This is a genomic window from Baekduia alba (genome assembly GCF_028416635.1).
Classification (GTDB): Bacteria; Actinomycetota; Thermoleophilia; order Solirubrobacterales; family Solirubrobacteraceae; genus Baekduia; species Baekduia alba.
In genome coordinates this window covers 125,105-141,237 of sequence record NZ_CP114013.1, presented here as the reverse complement: position 1 = coordinate 141,237, position 16,133 = coordinate 125,105, and the positions used below count along the sequence as shown (strand labels likewise).

The following is a 16,133-nucleotide window of genomic DNA, read 5'->3' as shown; positions in this document are numbered from 1 at the left end:
GACCGGAGAGCAGATGACCATCGGTCGGTTCCGGCACCTGCTGCCGGCCATAGTGGTCGTCGCGCTCGCGCTCGGCGCCGGCCCCGCGCGCGCCGCCGACACGACGATCGGCTTCGAGGATCAGCCGGACGGGACGGCCGTCGGCGCTCAGTACTCGGCGCTCGGCGTCCAGCTCGACCCGTCCTCAGCGCTGGCCGTCGAGGCCGACGCGCTCGCCCACGGCGGCGCGAAGCTGCTGCGGGCGACCGACCACGCGTGCGCGCCGGGCACCTCCGTCGCGTTCACCGGCGTGCTGTCCTCGCCGCGCACGACGATCGGGATCTGGGTCCACGACCCGTACGCGATGGACCCGAGCGCGCGTGAGGTGACGCTCCAGGGCTACGACGACCAGGGCCGCGACGCCGGCCACACGAGCCTGTCGATCACCAGCGCGCTGGGCTGGCAGCGGCTGCTGCTGGTCGCCGATCCGGGCCGGACCGTCGACCACTTCGCGGTCACGGTCGAGAGCGGCATCTGCACGATGCTCTTCGACGACCTCTCCTTCAACGCGGCGGCCGGCGCCGAGCCACCGTCGGTCGGCTGGGAGGACGTCGCCACGCAGCCGGTCTCCGTCGAGCGCGGCGCGACGGCCACGACGACCGCGACACTGCGCCGCCGCGGCGGCTCGACCGGCCGGGTGAGCCTGACCGTCACCGGGCTGCCCAGCGGCGTCACCGCGACCGTCGCCCCGGCCCAGGCCAACGGCGCGGACCTGCGCAGCACCGCCACGATCACGCTCACCGCCGCGGCCACCGCGCCGGCGACCGCGAGCCCGGTGGCGGTGACGCTGCGGGCGACGCCGGTCGACGGCACGGCGGGGCCCGCGACGGCCGTGCAGGCGACCTTCCCGCTGACCGTCGAGCCGCCGTCGGTCTCGCTCGCCCTCACGGCGCCGGCACCGACCGACCTGTACCGCTACGACACCGCGACGCTGTCGGCACAGCTCGTCCGCCACAGCCTGTCGAGCGGGCGGGTCGCGCTGACGGCCACCGGGCCGGCGGGCGTCACGGTCACCGTCTCCCCCGCGGTCGTCGACGGCGCCGCGCCGACGACCCCGATCACCGTCGCGGTCGCGGTCGCGGGCACCGCGCCGCGCGACCCGCTCGGCGCGATCCGGATCGTCGCGACCTCCACCGACGCCGCCGCGGCCCCGCCCGGCCGCGAGGCCGAGCTGCGGGTGGCCGCGCCGATCCGCATCCCGGCGCTCGCCATGAGCGTCACACGACCGTCCAAGCTGCTGCTGCGCGCCGGTGCGGGCACCTCCCGCGTCGACGCCGACATCACGCCGATCGACATCCCGCCCGGCGCCGTGATCCGCTCGGGCGTGCAGTTCGTCCCCAAGGACGTCGAGCTCGACGTCAACCCGACGGCCTGGAGCTCGGCGGGCGGCGCCGTGCTGCTCAAGGCCAACCTCACGGCCCGGACGGGGACCACCAGCGCGTCGGTGCAGACGGCGAAGCTGTTCGCGGCCGTCGACATCCCCGGCCACGGGACGATCAACGCCTCCGCGTTCTTCCAGCTCACCGTCGTGCCGACGATCCGCTACGCCCTGGCGGCCCGCGGCATCGAGGTCACGCAGGGCACGCAGACGCTCGGGCCCAACGACTGCGACTCGATCCCCACGCGCGACATCGGGCACATCGACTCCTCGGTCCCCTACCAGGGCGTGCGCCTGGTCGACGGCGACCTGACCGTGGCGCGCGTCTACGTCTCGGCCTGGCTGCTGACCAACACCGACAGGTTGCCCAACGTCGGCGTGCGGCTGCACGCCTACCGCGGCGGCAAGGAGCTCGCCGGCAGCCCGATGAGCCCGGCCGCGGCCCCAACGGCGGTCGGGGTCGGCGAGCTGAACTGCGTGACCGCCCGGGACCGCTCGGGCAGTGACAACGTGTACACCTACATCCTGCCGCCGGCGTGGACCTATGGCACCGTGACGCTGCAGGCCGAGATCCTGCCGATCCCGCCGACCGCCACCGGCGCGGTGCTCGACGAGTGTGGCTCGCTGTTCTGCCAGACCTTCAAGCGCTTCACCCTGCGCTCGATCGGCTTCACGCGCCTGCGCTGGCCGGGGATCATGCCGCTGCGCGTGACCGCGAAGGGCCAGTACCCCGGTTCGGCCGACAGCGACTTCTACTCCGCGCGCATGCTCCACCCCGGCGACCCGTACGTCTGGAGCTACCAGGGCGACATCGACATCTCGGGCCTCGTCGACCTGGCCGACGCCGCCGCCACCATCCCCGACTTCCTCGGGCTGACCCGCCGCGAGATCGTGGAGGCCGGGACCGCCGGGCTCGTGAGGAACTGGGCGATGAACCTGCCCGGACGGTCGATCGTCGCCGGCCTCGCACCGAACATCGACGGGATCGCCGGCGTCTCCACCGGCTCGATCGCCACGATCCCCGCCCACGACGACGACACCCCGCGACCGTCCATGGTCGCCGTCGAGACCCGGCCGCTGACGTCGATCGCCCACGAGCTCGGACACCAGATCGGGCGCGCGCACGCCGGGCAGGGCTGCCCGAAGACGGGCCCGAGCGACAAGCAGGCCGGCGAGCAGTGGCTCCCGGACGACAAGGGCATCCTCCAGGGCATCGGGCTCGACCTCTGGGGCATCGCCAAGGCGCCCACGGGCTTCACGCCGACGGCGGCCGCGCCCTACCGCGTCATCGCCCGCGACCTGCGCGGCTCGGCCGCCGAGTTCTATGACCTGATGAGCTACTGCGGCGCGACGGTGGAGACGGCGAGCGCCACCTCGTTCCCGAACACGTGGCTCTCCCCGCGCGGCTGGAACGCCGAGGTCGCCACGCTGGAGCAGTGGACGCAGAAGACGGGCGGGACGATCGGCATCGCGCACGCCGCCCGCGCTCGCGCCGCCGCGGCCGCGGCCGCCGCACCCGTGCTCGCGGTGACGGCCGTCGGCCGGGACGTGGGCGCGGCGATCCTGCGCGTCGCGCCCGGCACCGGCACGCCGACCCCGGCCAGCGCCGGCGGCCGGGTCCTCGTCGGCTACGACGCGGCGGGCGCCGAGGTGGCCCGTGCCGGCCTGCGCGACGAGCTGCTCGCCGACGACGGGCTGCACCTGCTCACCGGCTCGGTGCCGGCGGCCCGCGTCGTCCGCGTCGCGATCCTCGACCCGGCGGGCGCGGTGCTGTCGCACCGGACGCGGTCGCCGCACGCGCCGCACGTCGCGGTGACCGCGCCGCGGGCCGGCGCGACCGTCGGCGGCACCCGCGCGGTGCGCGTGGCCTGGAAGGCCGGCGACGCCGACGGCGGCGCGCTGGCCGCGACGGTCGAGGCGTCGACCGACGACGGCCGCACCTGGCGGCGCATCGCCCAAGGGGCGGCGACGTCGGCGACGCTTCCCGCGAGCTACTTCGCCGCGTCGACCCAGGCACGCGTGCGCGTCACCGTCGACGACGGCTTCCGCTCCGTCGCCGCGGTGTCGCGGCGCTTCCGCGCGCTGCGCGCGCCGGCGAGCGTGCACATCGACACGCCGCGCACCGGCGCCAAGGTCGCCTCCGACGGCGCGCTGACGCTGAGCGGCTCGGCGTCGACGCTGCAGGGCCGGGTCGCGTCCGGCAGGCTCGTCTGGCGCCTGGACGGGCGGGCGATCGCGCGCGGCGCGCGGGCCTCCGTCCGCGACCTCCCTCCGGGGCGCCGCGTGCTCACGCTCGGCGTGCGCGCGGACGCCAAGGCCGTCGCGCGCGTCGTCGTGACGATCCGCGCGGTGACGCCGCCGTTCCTGCGGGTGACGATCCCGTCGCACGTCTCCGCCAAGGCCCGGTCGGTCCTCGTGCGCCTGCGCTCGGGCGCGGCGACGACCGTCCGCGGCGGCGGGCGCAGCGTGAAGATCAAGGCGCGCGGGCGGGCGACGCTGCGGCTGTCGGTCCGGCGCGGCCACGCGGCCGCCTGGATCACGCTGACGGCGCGCGCGCTGGGCAATGACTACTCCTTCACCCGAGTCGTGAGGCGATCAAGATGAAGCACTTCCGTGTTCTCGTGCTGTCCGGCGCGGTCGGCGTCGCGGCGGGCGGCACCGTCGCCACGCCCGCGTCGGCCGCCCAACGCCACTACCTCTCGCGCAGCGCGGCGGAGGTCAGCCTCAACGTCTCGCCGTGGGCGAAGAAGAACGCGGCCGAGGGCGCGTGCACGGGCGTCGGGCCGTCGCGCCGCGACGTCATCAGGCGCAAGCTGTACGCGTCGTTCCGCTGCACCGTGAAGGGCAGCGGCGACGGCGCGCCGCGCGGCGTCGTCCTGGTCAAGGCCACCGGCCCCGAGTCGGTCCGCGTCGCCACCGTCGAGAGCGGTGACGTGTCCGGCGACGTCGGCCTCGGCGCGCTCCCGGCCGGCCGGCCGCGCCTGCGCAGCATCGACCTGACGGCGCTCGTGCCGAAGACGACGTGGGCCCGGGGCAAGCAGCTCTTCGGCGTGCTCTGCTACGGGGTCGGCGCCTACCGCGACCTCGAGAACGCCACGCTCTTCTCCACCTTCGTCTGCAAGGTCCGCGTCCTCTCCCAGGAGCCCGCGATCCTGCTCGTCCAGGCGACGAGCGACCGCGCCGTCCGGGTCGTGCGCACGCTGGCGTGATCAGGAGGCGCGGCGGGGTCCGCTAGGCAGCCGTCCGCCGCCAGCCCGGCCACGACCTCCCGGCCGATCCCACTTGCCGCCCGGTCACGATGGCTACGGCTGCGTCGGCGGCGGGCACGCCACCGGATGCTTCCAGATCGCGCTCGTCAGCCGGCGCGCGTGCCTGCCCGATACCGGACACCGGCGTTAAAGCACCACTCAGCATCGCCGACCACGGAGAGCGATGCCGCTCGGTCGCCGCCCCGTGCTCGTGTTCGCCGCGCTCGCCCTGCTCTCACTCTGCGCAGGCATGCTTACCATGGGCGCGCACGCCGGTGCGCGGCCGGTGCCGCACGCCGCCGGCGGCGCCTGCACCCAGCGCGCGCTGAAGTTCGGCGTCACCGACGACCCGGCCGAGGTCCAGCGCCAGACGGCGTTCGAGAGCTCCGACGCCGCGGTCACCGACCCCGGCTTCTACACCCAGCCCACGCCGGCGGTGCCGACGCTGCACGCCGCGTCGCACAGCTTCGTCGTCGTCTTCTACCGCCCCGGCCTGCCCGCCGCCGAGCTGCGCCCTCTGCGCGCGCTCGCCGCCGCCGGCCGTGCGACCAAGGCGCCCGTGATCGTGGCGCCGCGCCCCGGCCAGCACGCCGCCGTCGCGGCGCTCGGCCTCGGCCAGCAACTGACCTGCACCGCGGCGGATGCCGCGCAGACCGCCCGTGTCCGGGCCTTCGCGGCGGCGATCTACCCGCCGCTGAAGGCCTGAGCCGCGTGGCCATCCCTCGCCCCCACGACGTCCCCTAGGAGTTCTGCACGATGATGTTCCGCAAGGCCCCGCGAACGCGGCTGCGATCGATCGCGGGAGCCGCGCTGATGTGCGCCGGGCTCCTCGCCGCCGCACCCGCCGCGCAGGCGTCCCACCTGCAGGGCGGCTTCTTCACGGCGTCCGTCACCAGCGACGGGCACCTGAAGGGCACGATGACCTACCTCGAGCGCCGCGCGTGCGCCAGCGGGGTCGGGTCGCTGATGTCGCAGGACGTCGACCTCAAGAGCCCGAACGGGGAGGTCGTCCAGTCCCAGACGATCACCGGCGCCGCCACCGTCTGCCGCGCCAGCGAGGGCGTCTACGAGCTGCCCTTCGACTTCCCGCTCGCGACGACGTTCGCCAACGGCACGCCCGACGGCGACTACACCATCTCGTGGCGCAGCGGCAACCGCGTCGCGGGCATCGCCAACTACCCCAACTCGAACTCCGCCTACGTCGCGCTGAGCGCCCAGGTGCACAAGGTCACGGGCCAGACCACGAGCGCTCCGATCCTCGGCTCCAGCGCCGCGACCGGCATCTCGGTCGTCCGCCAGGACCCGCAGAACCTCAACGCCAGCGACCCCGACGGCGGCACGCTGAGCTACCAGACCGCGCTGAAGACGCCGCCCGGCGGCTCCAACGCGCTGACCGACCCGGACTCGCCGGACACCGACATCGTCGCGATCGACGGCAACGGCGTCCTGAGCATCCCGAACGCCACGTCGTTCACCCCCGGCGCGTTCTACGTGTACAAGCTGCGCGTCACCGACAGCCAGGGCGACTTCGCCGACCGCGACGTCCTCATGACCGTCGCGCCGGCCGGCCAGGCGCCGCCGAACATCAACGGCCTCGAGAGCGAGTACACCGTCAAGCCGGGTGAGACCAAGACCATCACCTTCTCGGCCGACGACACGAGCACGTCGCCCAACAGCGTCACGCTGTCCCCGGCCGGCCTGCCGTCCTGGGCCACGCTGACCCAGACGACGGGCAACCCGGCCACCGCGACGCTCACGCTGTCGCCGCCGGCCAACCTCGGCGCCACGACCACGGGCATCAACGTCGACGCCACGACCGTCGCCCAGCCGCCGCTGACCAGCACGAGGACGCTGCGCGTCAAGGTCCAGCCGGACACCCCGGCGCCGTCGACCACGACGCCCGCGCCCACGACGAGCACCCCGGCGGCGACGACCCCGGCGACCGCACCGGCCGTGACCCCGATCGTCCCGACCGTCCCGGCCTGCGAGAAGCGCTACGAGTTCGGCACCGTCAAGCTCGACAGCTCCACCTGCTTCACGATCGAGAACGGCCTCGACGGCAAGCCCGCCCGCTGGGTCTCGACCGGCACCGTGAAGGTCAACGGCCTCCCGGTCACGCCCGCCAAGGCCGGCGCCCGCTTCGTCGTGACGCTCCCGACCACCGCCCAGCCGCGGGCGCGCGTCACCGACGACAACGCCAACATCAACCTGACCGCGTTCAACGTGTACTCGGGCAAGGTCGACTGGCTGCTGCCGACCGGCACCGCCGCCGACCTCAAGGTCGTCGGCGCCGGCTCGACCAAGGTCGCCGACGACGACGGCATCCGCACGCTGCAGACCGCGCCGGTCGCCGGCGCGGCGACGCTGATGGGCCTGAAGCTCCGCGGCCAGATCGCGATCAAGGTCGGCAAGACCGACGCCGGCCAGTACTTCACGACGCTGCCGCTGACGATCGAGATGCCGTCCACGTTCCGCTCCGGCCCGGACGTGAGCGCCGGCGGCGTGACCGCCAACGCCTCGCTGCGCATCGACGACGCGGGCACGCACTTCGACGGTCTGCGGCTCATCGCCCGCCAGGTGTGGATGGGCAAGCTGCGCGTCGAGGAGGCGTGCCTGAGCTACATCCCCGCCGGCGGCCAGAGCGGCGAGCCGTGCGAGGCGCCCGAGCTCGACGGCAAGCCGTACGTCACCTGCAACAGCGACAGCAACGCCAACCGCTGGGACGGCAACGCCGTCATCATCCTGCCCACCAAGACCGAGACGAAGCTCGCCGCGTTCGGCGGCGTCTCCAACGGCTCGATCTCCAAGCTCGGCGGCTTCGTCGACAACCTGGGCAACAAGGTGCCGGTCGCGACCGGCGTCTACCTCAACCGCGTCGGCATCGGCCTGTGCCTCAACCCGCCGCCGTTCAAGCTGCGCGGCGACGTCGGCGTGTCGGTCTTCCCGACCGCCAAGGAGGAGCTGCTCGGCATCAACGGGCACATCCTCTACACCGACGCGTTCAACGGCCACCCGTGGTCGCTCGAGGTCGGCGGCTCGGTCGAGGTGTTCGACAAGCTGATCGGCCAGGGCTCGCTGACGATCCGCCCGACGGGCGCGCTCGACTTCGACGTCGACGCCGGAATGAGCCTGCTGGGCGTGGTCAGCGTCAACGGCCATCTCGAGGGCTGGCTGGAGACGTCGACCAAGAAGTTCAACATCGAGGGCAGCGGCCGCGCCTGCCTGACCGCGATCTGCGCGCGGGCCGACGCGATCGCCTCGAGCACCGGCATGGGCGGCTGCGCCACGATCGCCACCATCGTCTACTACTACCCGGTTCGCGCGGCGGACTGGAAGTGGTATGCGCCGTGGCGTATCAACTGGATCCGCGGTGAGATCCCGCTCCGCAGCGGCTTCGGCTACCGCTGGCACGCCAGCTCGGTGAACATGCTCGGCGCCTCGTGCGACTTCGGGCCCTACCGCGCGCAGCGGACCGCCGGCCTGTCGGCCAAGGGCGACCAGACGCTGCGCATCGCCAAGGGCACGCCGGCGATCGCGCTGCAGCTCAAGGGCGCGAACGGCCAGGCCCCGACCGTGACGCTCCACGGCCCCAAGGGCGAAGAGCTCGCGGTCCCGGCCGACCAGCCGGCCAAGAAGCTCGCCAACGGCTCCATGATCATCAAGAACGCGTCCGACGGCTCGACCTCGGTCCTGCTCGTGCAGCCGAGCGCCGGCAAGTGGACGATCGCGACGCCGAGCGGCAGCCCCCGCATCACGCAGGTGCTGACCTCGGCCTACGAGCCGCCCGCGACCGTCCAGGCCAACGTGCACGCGCTGCGCGGCGGCGTGGAGCGGATCAGCAGCGCCTACACGCTGCCCGCGGGTGCGACGCTGTCCTACGTCGAGAAGGGCGACGGCGTGCAGCGCACGCTCGTCGGTCGCGTCAACGGGAAGACGTGCCCGGGCGCGAAGGCGTCGCCGGACGGCCGCGTCGTGAAGTGCCACACCGTGGACTTCCGCCCGTCGACGGGCCCCGGTGGCCGGCGCTCGATCATCGCGGTCGTCGAGCGCGACGGCCTGCCGCTGTCGCAGAAGACGGTCGCCACGTTCGTGGCGCCCAAGCAGCACCTGCCGGCCACGCCGACGCGCCTGCGCATGGTGCGCTTCGCCCGGTGGGTCGTCGCCGCGTGGGACGAGGACGCGAGCGCCGACCGCTACAGCGTCGCGGTCACGACGAGCACCGGCGCGAGGTACGGCCGCCTGCTCCCGGCTGGCTGCAAGTCGATCGCGCTGCCAATCGCCAACGGGACCGCGGTGAAGGTCTCCGTGGCCGGCGTCCGCGACGACCTCGCCGTCGGCGCCCGCAACCGCGGCGCGCTGAAGGCGACCGAGAAGCGCTCGGGCGCGACCCCGCGCCTGCCGCGCAAGCAGTGGGTCAAGCGCACGGCCTGCCGCTAGTTGAGGCGACGAGGGGCGGCGCCGCGGCGCCGCCCCTCGGTCGTGCTAGCCGAGCCTGTCGCCGGGCGGCTCCAACCTGTGCTCGGTGTAGAACGCGTCGCCCTCGCCGCGCTCGAGCGCGTCGAGGACCAGCATGAGCTCGGCGACGCGCTGCGGCGGGAGGAGCACCAGCCTCGCCAGCCGCCTCTCGAGGGCGCCGACGCGGCTGACGAGCGGCCGGAGCTGATCCTCGGTCTGGCCGGCCTGCCGCGCGGCGTCCACGTTGGCGCGCGCGTTGCCCAGGCTCGCGCGGCACTGCAGGAGCTCGACGACCGCCGCGCGCAGCGCGACCATGACCTGCGCGCCGTACCCGAGGTACTCGTCGAGGTAGACGCTCGTGCCGCGCACGAGCGGCGGGACGATCGCCGGGACCTTCGCGCCGTGCGACGTGTCGAACCCGCCGTGCGCCGGGTCCTGCTGGACCGAGGGGATGCCGATCGACCGGTAGAACGCCAGGCACGACACGCACGCGCGGTAGAGGTTGCCGACGTAGCGGATCCGCCAGGGCTGGATCGTCTCCACGCTCTGCGACTCCGAGTGGTACGGCAGATCCCACCTTCCGTGACGGCCGACGCCGCGCTCCGGGCCCCAGCCCCTCCGGGAGTCCTCGGTCGCGAGCACGGGCCGGTGCCCCGGGCCGATCCTCGTCAGCTGCTGGTCCGAGAGGTGCCGGTTGGAATGGAAGGTCGGCTGCCCTTCGCTGCTCACGACGCTCGTGTGATGGCCGGCGCCCGTCGCGCCCATGGCACTGGCGAACCTGATCGCCTGCGTGTCCTCGATGCGGAGGTTCCGCGGCTGGCCGCGACGCTGCGCGGCGGCGTACAGCTCCAGCCAGTACCTGACGACGTCCCCGTGCTGGCCGCGCAGTCGGTCGTCCGACAGGTCCGGCCGGGTCCGGTACGGGCCGCCCGGGTGCGTCGCGCCGCCGCGGATCAGGGCCGAGGTCGTCGCGTGCAGCTCGACCTCCTCCGCGAGGTCGGTCAGCGTCAGCACCAGCATGTTCGGCGAGACCCTGAGCGCCGACGTGTACCGCCGCCAGCCGAGCGCGCGCACGATGTCGGGGACCAGCGGCAGGGCGAGGTCGTCGAGGACGTGGGCGCGCCGCGGGAAGTCGGCGAGCACGGGGGCGTGGCCGCCCGCGTAGCGCAGGAGGAGGTGCAGGACGCGCGGCGCGACGAGGCTCTCGATCGTCCCGGGCGCGCCGACGCGCGGCTGCGCGGGCTCGATCGGCACGAAGCGCCGCTGGATCGCCCGACTGACCTCGTTGTGGAGCCTGACCGTCACGCCGGCGACGGCGAGGACGTCGGCGAGCGGCAGCGTGATGATCAGGTGCTCCATCGCGGTCAACGCCGCCATCGACGCGAGCTGGGGGTCGACGTCCGCGGCCACGCCGACCTGGACCTCCTCGTCCTCCCGGGCGCGCTTGGGCTCCTGCTGCTGGGCGCCGGTCGCCTCCGCCGGTCGCGTGCCGGTGGCCTTCAGCCGCAGGCGGACCGCCGCGAGCGCGAGCCCGTCGAACTGGGTCTGGTGCGGGAGGCCGAGGAGGCGGTGCTGCAGCTTGGCGAGGTCCCTCCTGGTGGTGGTCGGAGCGTCCAGGTAGGCGAGCAGCGGCTCGAGCCTCTCCTCGGCGGTGCCGGGCACCGGCGTGCCGTCGTCCAGGTCGATGCGCGTACGGGCGAGCATCGCGCGCGCGGTCGCATGGTTGCCGGCGCGGCGCTGGAGGGCGGCGACGCGGGCGCCGGCGCCGTGGTCGCGCCTCGACGCCGGCGCGGCCGCGTGCCTCGGCCTCGCCGCTTCGCCGCCTCGCCGGATCCGCTCGGCCGTCTGCATGACGCCAGTATGCATCGCTCAGCGGTCCGGAGCCAACCCCGGCCCTACGCGCGGGCGCGTACCGTTGGTGGCGATGCGCATCGCCACCTGGAACGTGAACTCGGTCAAGCAGCGGCTGCCGCGGCTGCTGCCGTGGCTCGACGAGCGCGAGCCCGACGTCGTCTGCCTGCAGGAGACCAAACTCACCGACGACGCGTTCACCGCGCTCTTCGGCGACGAGCTGTCGCAGCGCGGGTACGCCGTCACGACCTACGGCGAGGCGTCGTGGAACGGGGTCGCGATCCTGTCGAAGGTCGGGTTGGAGGACGTCGTGCGGGGCATCCCGGACGGGCCGGGGTTCCCGGAGCCGGAGGCGCGGGCGGTGTCCGCGGTCTGCGACGGCGTGCGCGTCTTCTCGGTCTACGTCCCCAACGGGCGGTCGCCGGACTCCGACCACTACCACTACAAGCTGGCCTGGCTGGCGGCGCTGCGCGACATGGTCGAGGCGGGCGACGCGGCGCGGACGGTCGTCTGCGGCGACATCAACATCGCGCCGACCGACGACGACGTCTTCGACCCCGAGGCCTACGAGGGCCACACGCACGTGACGGCGCCGGAGCGCGCGGCGCTCGCCGAGCTGGAGGCGCTGGGGCTGCACGACGTGGTTCGCGACCGCTGGCCGAGCGAGCGCGTGTTCTCCTATTGGGACTACCGCGCGGGCATGTTCCACCAGGACCTCGGGATGCGGATCGACCTGATCCTGGGCGGCGACGACGTCGCGGGCCGCGTGAAGGCCGCGTGGATCGACCGCAAGGCACGCAAGGGCAAGGGCCCGAGCGACCACGCGCCGGTGATCGTGGACCTCGACGCGGCGCCCGACGGCGACATCGGGCCGATGGTGCCGCCGCCGTCCGCGCCGGCCGCGCGCCGCGGGACCAAGAAGCTGCCGCAGTCGGCGGACTAGCCCGACTCGCGCTTGCGGTCCGTGTCACGCGACGGCTGCACGCGCTTGGGCTCGCCCGGCATCTTGGGGTAGTCGGGCGGATAGGGCATGTCGCCCGCCTCGTCGCGCTCGTACATGTCCAGCAGCGGCTGCAGCGAGTGGACGACGTCGTCGATCGCGGCATGGCGGTCGCCGACCTGCGCGAACCGCGCGGGCATCGTCGCGACCGTGAAGTCCTCGGGCGTCACGTCGGGCAGCTCGTCCCAGGTCACCGGGGCCGAGACCGGCGCGCCCGGCTTCGGGCGGATGCTGTAGGCCGAGGCAATCGTCCGGTCGCGCGCGTTCTGGTTGTAGTCGACGAAGATGCGCTCACCGCGCTCCTCCTTCCACCACTTCGTCGTGACCTCGCCGGGGAGCCGGCGCTCCAGCTCGCGCCCGAAGGCGATCGCGGCGTGGCGGACGTCGGTGAACGTCCACTTCGGCTCGATCCGCACGTAGATGTGGACGCCGCGGCCGCCGGAGGTCTTGGGGAAGCCGGCGTAGCCGAGGTCGGCCAGGAGCCCGCGCGCCTCGGCGGCGACCCGGACCGCGTCGGCGAAGTCCGTCCCCGGCTGGGGGTCGAGGTCGATGCGCAGCTCGTCGGGGTGGTCGACGTCCTCGCGCCGCACTGGCCACGGGTGGAAGGTGATCGTCCCCATCTGCGCGGCCCACGCGACGACCGCGATCTCGGTCGGGCAGACCTCGTCGGCGAAGCGCCCCGACGGGAACGCGATCCGCGCCGTCTCGACGTAGTCGGGCGCGCCCCTCGGGATCCGCTTCTGGAAGAACGCGTCGCCGCCGCCCCGCTCCCGGGTGGAGACCACGATGTCCGGATGCACGCCCTTCGGCCAGCGCTCCAGCGTCGTCGGCCGGTCGCGCAGCGCCCGCATGATCCCGTCCTCGACCGACACGTAGTACTTCGCGACATCGAGCTTGGTGACCTCACCGGTCCGCTCCGTCGCCGGGAAGATCACCCGGTCGGGATTGGAGACGCGCACCTCGCGACCCCCGGCTTCGACGGTCGTGGCCTCGGACGCGGGCATGCCGAGAAGCTACGCCATGAGCGGCCCGGGCCGTGCAACGCGGCGATCTTGGCCGGGCGTGTCGAGAGCGCCGAGCCCGCTCCGACGACGATCGTCTACGACGTCCGCGGCGGCTCCACCAGCGCCGTGCCGGGGCGCGCGGCCGCGCTCGCCCACCGCCAGGGCTGGGTCCTGGACTCGTCCGCGATCGCCTGCCCGCTGCGCTTCGTCTGGGGCGCCGACGACCGCCTCCTCCCCTGGCCGCGCGCGGCCGAGCGCTACCGCCGCTGGTTCCCGACCGCCGACTGGATCGAGCTCGCCGGCGTCGGCCACGCGGTCCAGCTCGACGTGCCGCTGGAGGCCGCCCAGCTGATCCTCGGCCTCACCGCCTGAGCGCCACCAGGCCGGCGACGCACACGGCCGCGCCGAGGCCGCCGAAGACCATCATCGCCACGTCGGCGTCGAGCGTCGCGACGATCGGCCCGGCCGCCGCGGTCCCGACCCCGGTCGCCGTCTGCATCACCGCGCCGCTGGCCGCGAACGCCCGCCCGCGCTGGTGGTCCGGGACGCGCTTGCCGATCAGCGCGTTCTGCGAGACGTTGGCCATGCCATTGCCTACGCCGCCCAGCGCGGAGGCGACGAACGCGAAGGCCAGCGACGGGGCCAGGCCGATCCCGGCGATCCCGAGGCTGCACAGCAGGTTGCCGACCGCCGGGACGTAGCGCTCCCGCGCCGTCGGTACGCGCGGCGGGAGCTGGGACCCGGCCATGACGCCCGCGCCCCAGAGCGCGAGGTAGACCCCGTAGCCGGTCGCCGTCGTCCCGAGCTGGTCGATGAACCGGAACGGCGCGGCCACGTTGTCCAGGACCGCGCAGGCGATCGAGATCGCGCTGATGATCAGCACCACGCGCAGGACGCGGTCATTCCAGAGCAGCTGGAAGCCGAGCCGGGCCTGGCGCCCGCGACCGCCGTGCGCCTCCGCGGCGTCGACCGGGGCGGGCTCGCGCCGCGTCTGGATCAGGAAGCACGCGCCGGCCAACACCACGAACGTGCCCGCGTCGACCAGCAGCGCGGTGGTCGAGCCGAACGCGCCGGTGAGCACGCCGCCGAGCGCCGGCCCGATGACCCAGCCCAGGCTCTGGCCGAGCGCGAGGCGCGCGTAGCCGGCGATCGCGCGCTCCTCGCCCACGATCGCGGGCACCAGCGCGTTGGTCGCCGGGCGGACCGTCGCGTTGAACGCGCCGAGCACGACGAAGAGCGAGACGGTCGCGGCCGGCGCGGTCACGATCGCGATCGGGATCGCGACCAGCGCCTGCCCGACGACGGCGGTCAGCAGCACGCGCCGCGTCTCGAACCGGTCGACGAGATGGCCGACGACGGGCGAGAGCAGGACGGTCGGGATGAGCTGCGCGGCCAGCAGCGCCGCGACCCAGCCCGTGCCCTCCGGGCGCAGGCGCAGCAGGAGCGCGACGAGCGCGGCCGTGTCGCCCGTGGCCGAGACCGCCATGCCGGCGCCGAGCAGCCACAGGTCGCGCGCCGCGCCGCCGCGGCGGATCAGGCCGGCGGACGCCACGCGACGGCCTCGACCTCCACGAGCAGGTCGGGGCGGATCAGCCCGGCGACCTGGACGAGCGAGCTCGTCGGCGGGTTGGCCGTGTCGACGAACTCGTCACGGACGGCGCGGACCGTGGCGAGCTCCGCGACGCCCGTCACGAAGAACGACAACTTGACGACGTCGGCGAACGTCGCGCCGGCCGCCGCCAGCGCGCCCCCGACGTTCTCGAAGACCAGCCGCGTCTGCGCCTCCCAGCCCTCCGGCGCGGCGCCGGTCGCGTCGAGCGCCACCTGCCCCGACGTCCACACCAGCCGCCCCGGCGGAAGACCTACAACATGGCTGTAGCCCGCCGGCGTGGGGAGGCCGGCGGGGGACGCGAACTCGGGCAGGGCCATCCCCCGATCCTAAGCGCCGCGCGGACTCGCCGCGCTGGAGGTGGTCTGCTGACTGGTCAGCGAGCCGGCGCGATCGGCGCGACCAGCTCGCCGGTCTGCACCGCCCACAGCGCGGCGTAGAGCCCGCCGGTCGCGACGAGCTCGTCGTGCGTGCCGGACTCCACGACGCGGCCCGCCTGCAGCACGTGGATCGCGTCGGCGTGCCGGATCGTCGACAGGCGGTGGGCGATCACGATCGTCGTCCGCTGGTGCGAGACGCGCATGAGCGAGCGCTGGATCGCGGCCTCGGTCTCGTTGTCGACCGCCGACGTCGCCTCGTCCAGGACCAGGATCGAGGGGTTGCGGGCCAGCGCGCGGGCGATCGTCAGCCGCTGGCGCTGGCCGCCGGACAGCCGGACGCCGCGCTCGCCGACCGGCGTGTCGTAGCCGTCGGGCAGCGCGCGCACGAAGCCGTCGGCCTCGGCCAGCTCCGCGGCGGCGCGCAGCGCGTCGTCGCTCGCGTCCCACGCGCCGTAGCGCAGGTTCTCCGCGACGGTCCCGTCGAACAGGAACGTGTCCTGGCCCACGTAGCCGATCGCTCCGCGCAGCGACCCGAACGACAGCGCCTCGACCGGCACGTCGTCGATCGCGACCTCGCCGTCGCCGTCGCCGGCCTCGTACAGCCGCAGCAGCAGCTTGACGACGGTCGACTTCCCGGCCCCCGTCGCGCCGACGATCGCGTGCGTCTCCCCCGCCCCGACGTCCAGCGACAGCCCGTCGAGCACCGGCACGCCGTTGCCGTAGGAGAACGACACGTCGCGGAACGCCGCCGCGCGCGCCGGGACCGCGTCGGCGGCGAGCGCCGGCAGCTCCGCCGTGCCCGGCCGGATCGCGATCGGCGCGTCGACGAGGTCGAGGATGCGCCGGATCGACGCGCAGCCGCGCTGGTAGAGGTCGAGCGTCTCGCCGAGCTCGGTCAGCGGCCACAGCAGCCGCTGGGTCATGAACACCAACACGGAGTACAGCCCGATCTGGAGCGTGCTCGACCGGCGTGAGCTGGTCGGCCTCGCCGACGAGCATCAGCGTCGGGACGGCGATCTCGTGATGCGTCGCGCCGCGCGTCGTGTCGGCGACGTGGACGGGCGCGAAGCGCCAGGGCGCCGGGAGCTGCGCGAAGAACTGGCGCGGCGTCGTGGAGAGGCCGGGCACGAGGACCCTGGGGAGCGGGGCCATGCCAAGACATGATGCCG

The 16,133-nt window shown here is 74.1% G+C and carries 12 protein-coding genes; 7 read left to right on the top strand and 5 right to left on the bottom strand.

Annotation, left to right across the window (positions count from 1 at the left end; genetic code table 11):
- Nucleotides 1-13: 13 nt before the first annotated feature.
- From DSM104299_RS00665 to DSM104299_RS00650, 4 genes are all read left to right on the top strand, one after another.
- Nucleotides 14-4,021 (top strand): serine/threonine-protein kinase, encoded by a 4,008-nt coding sequence (locus tag DSM104299_RS00665; RefSeq protein ID WP_272475354.1) that lies wholly within the window; start codon nucleotides 14-16, stop codon nucleotides 4,019-4,021.
- A complete protein-coding gene (locus DSM104299_RS00660) occupies nucleotides 4,018-4,626 on the top strand; it encodes a hypothetical protein (protein WP_272475353.1) in 609 nt (202 codons plus the stop codon). Before DSM104299_RS00665 ends, DSM104299_RS00660 begins: the two co-directional genes overlap by 4 nt.
- Before the next feature lie 289 nt (nucleotides 4,627-4,915).
- Nucleotides 4,916-5,371: a DUF3105 domain-containing protein gene (locus tag DSM104299_RS00655; protein ID WP_272475352.1), complete on the top strand. Its 456-nt coding sequence runs from the start codon at nucleotides 4,916-4,918 to the stop codon at nucleotides 5,369-5,371.
- A gap of 50 nt (nucleotides 5,372-5,421) precedes the next feature.
- The gene (locus DSM104299_RS00650) at nucleotides 5,422-9,102 is read left to right on the top strand and encodes a hypothetical protein (protein WP_272475351.1); all 3,681 of its coding nucleotides are present in this window, start codon (nucleotides 5,422-5,424) and stop codon (nucleotides 9,100-9,102) included.
- Between the two features lie 45 nt (nucleotides 9,103-9,147).
- Here the strand turns inward: DSM104299_RS00650 and DSM104299_RS00645 are convergent, their stop codons facing one another.
- Nucleotides 9,148-10,971 (bottom strand): hypothetical protein, encoded by a 1,824-nt coding sequence (locus DSM104299_RS00645; protein WP_272475350.1) that lies wholly within the window; start codon nucleotides 10,969-10,971, stop codon nucleotides 9,148-9,150.
- A 73-nt stretch (nucleotides 10,972-11,044) separates the two neighbouring features.
- Between DSM104299_RS00645 and DSM104299_RS00640 the strand changes: the two genes are divergently transcribed.
- Complete coding sequence (locus tag DSM104299_RS00640; protein WP_272475349.1) at nucleotides 11,045-11,914, top strand: exodeoxyribonuclease III; 870 nt, start codon at nucleotides 11,045-11,047, stop codon at nucleotides 11,912-11,914.
- On the opposite strand, the gene ligD is transcribed toward DSM104299_RS00640, so the two are convergent.
- Entirely contained in the window at nucleotides 11,911-12,975 is a 1,065-nt protein-coding gene (gene ligD, locus DSM104299_RS00635; RefSeq protein ID WP_272475348.1) for a non-homologous end-joining DNA ligase, read from the bottom strand. The genes DSM104299_RS00640 and ligD overlap by 4 nt on opposite strands.
- A 48-nt stretch (nucleotides 12,976-13,023) precedes the next feature.
- Between ligD and DSM104299_RS00630 the strand changes: the two genes are divergently transcribed.
- On the top strand, nucleotides 13,024-13,347 hold the full coding sequence (locus tag DSM104299_RS00630) for an alpha/beta fold hydrolase (protein ID WP_272475347.1): 324 nt from the start codon (nucleotides 13,024-13,026) through the stop codon (nucleotides 13,345-13,347).
- On the opposite strand, the gene DSM104299_RS00625 is transcribed toward DSM104299_RS00630, so the two are convergent.
- The 3 genes from DSM104299_RS00625 to DSM104299_RS00615 are packed head-to-tail and all read right to left on the bottom strand — an operon-like array spanning nucleotide 13,337 to nucleotide 15,887.
- Complete coding sequence (locus DSM104299_RS00625; RefSeq protein ID WP_272475346.1) at nucleotides 13,337-14,527, bottom strand: MFS transporter; 1,191 nt, start codon at nucleotides 14,525-14,527, stop codon at nucleotides 13,337-13,339. The genes DSM104299_RS00630 and DSM104299_RS00625 overlap by 11 nt on opposite strands.
- Nucleotides 14,509-14,904, bottom strand: a complete 396-nt coding sequence (locus DSM104299_RS00620; RefSeq protein WP_272475345.1) for a RidA family protein — start codon at nucleotides 14,902-14,904, stop codon at nucleotides 14,509-14,511. The genes DSM104299_RS00625 and DSM104299_RS00620 overlap by 19 nt, the downstream gene beginning before the upstream one ends.
- A 56-nt stretch (nucleotides 14,905-14,960) precedes the next feature.
- Nucleotides 14,961-15,887: an ABC transporter ATP-binding protein gene (locus DSM104299_RS00615; protein WP_272475344.1), complete on the bottom strand. Its 927-nt coding sequence runs from the start codon at nucleotides 15,885-15,887 to the stop codon at nucleotides 14,961-14,963.
- Here DSM104299_RS00615 and DSM104299_RS00610 point away from each other — a divergent pair.
- Nucleotides 15,886-16,128 carry a hypothetical protein gene (locus DSM104299_RS00610; RefSeq protein WP_272475343.1) on the top strand — a complete coding sequence of 81 codons (243 nt, stop codon included), beginning with the start codon at nucleotides 15,886-15,888 and terminating at the stop codon, nucleotides 16,126-16,128. The genes DSM104299_RS00615 and DSM104299_RS00610 overlap by 2 nt on opposite strands.
- Nucleotides 16,129-16,133: the final 5 nt, after the last annotated feature.

Bases quoted from the DNA above. Each gene is read 5' to 3' on its own strand.
- DSM104299_RS00615 (WP_272475344.1), bottom strand. From the start codon at position 15,887: ATGACCCAGCGGCTGCTGTGGCCGCTGACCGAGCTCGGCGAGACGCTC.
- DSM104299_RS00640 (WP_272475349.1), top strand. From the start codon at position 11,045: ATGCGCATCGCCACCTGGAACGTGAACTCGGTCAAGCAGCGGCTGCCG.
- DSM104299_RS00665 (WP_272475354.1), top strand. From the start codon at position 14: ATGACCATCGGTCGGTTCCGGCACCTGCTGCCGGCCATAGTGGTCGTC.
- DSM104299_RS00655 (WP_272475352.1), top strand. From the start codon at position 4,916: ATGCTTACCATGGGCGCGCACGCCGGTGCGCGGCCGGTGCCGCACGCC.
- DSM104299_RS00645 (WP_272475350.1), bottom strand. From the start codon at position 10,971: ATGCAGACGGCCGAGCGGATCCGGCGAGGCGGCGAAGCGGCGAGGCCG.
- DSM104299_RS00650 (WP_272475351.1), top strand. From the start codon at position 5,422: ATGATGTTCCGCAAGGCCCCGCGAACGCGGCTGCGATCGATCGCGGGA.
- ligD (WP_272475348.1), bottom strand. From the start codon at position 12,975: ATGCCCGCGTCCGAGGCCACGACCGTCGAAGCCGGGGGTCGCGAGGTG.
- DSM104299_RS00620 (WP_272475345.1), bottom strand. From the start codon at position 14,904: ATGGCCCTGCCCGAGTTCGCGTCCCCCGCCGGCCTCCCCACGCCGGCG.
- DSM104299_RS00660 (WP_272475353.1), top strand. From the start codon at position 4,018: ATGAAGCACTTCCGTGTTCTCGTGCTGTCCGGCGCGGTCGGCGTCGCG.
- DSM104299_RS00610 (WP_272475343.1), top strand. From the start codon at position 15,886: ATGAACACCAACACGGAGTACAGCCCGATCTGGAGCGTGCTCGACCGG.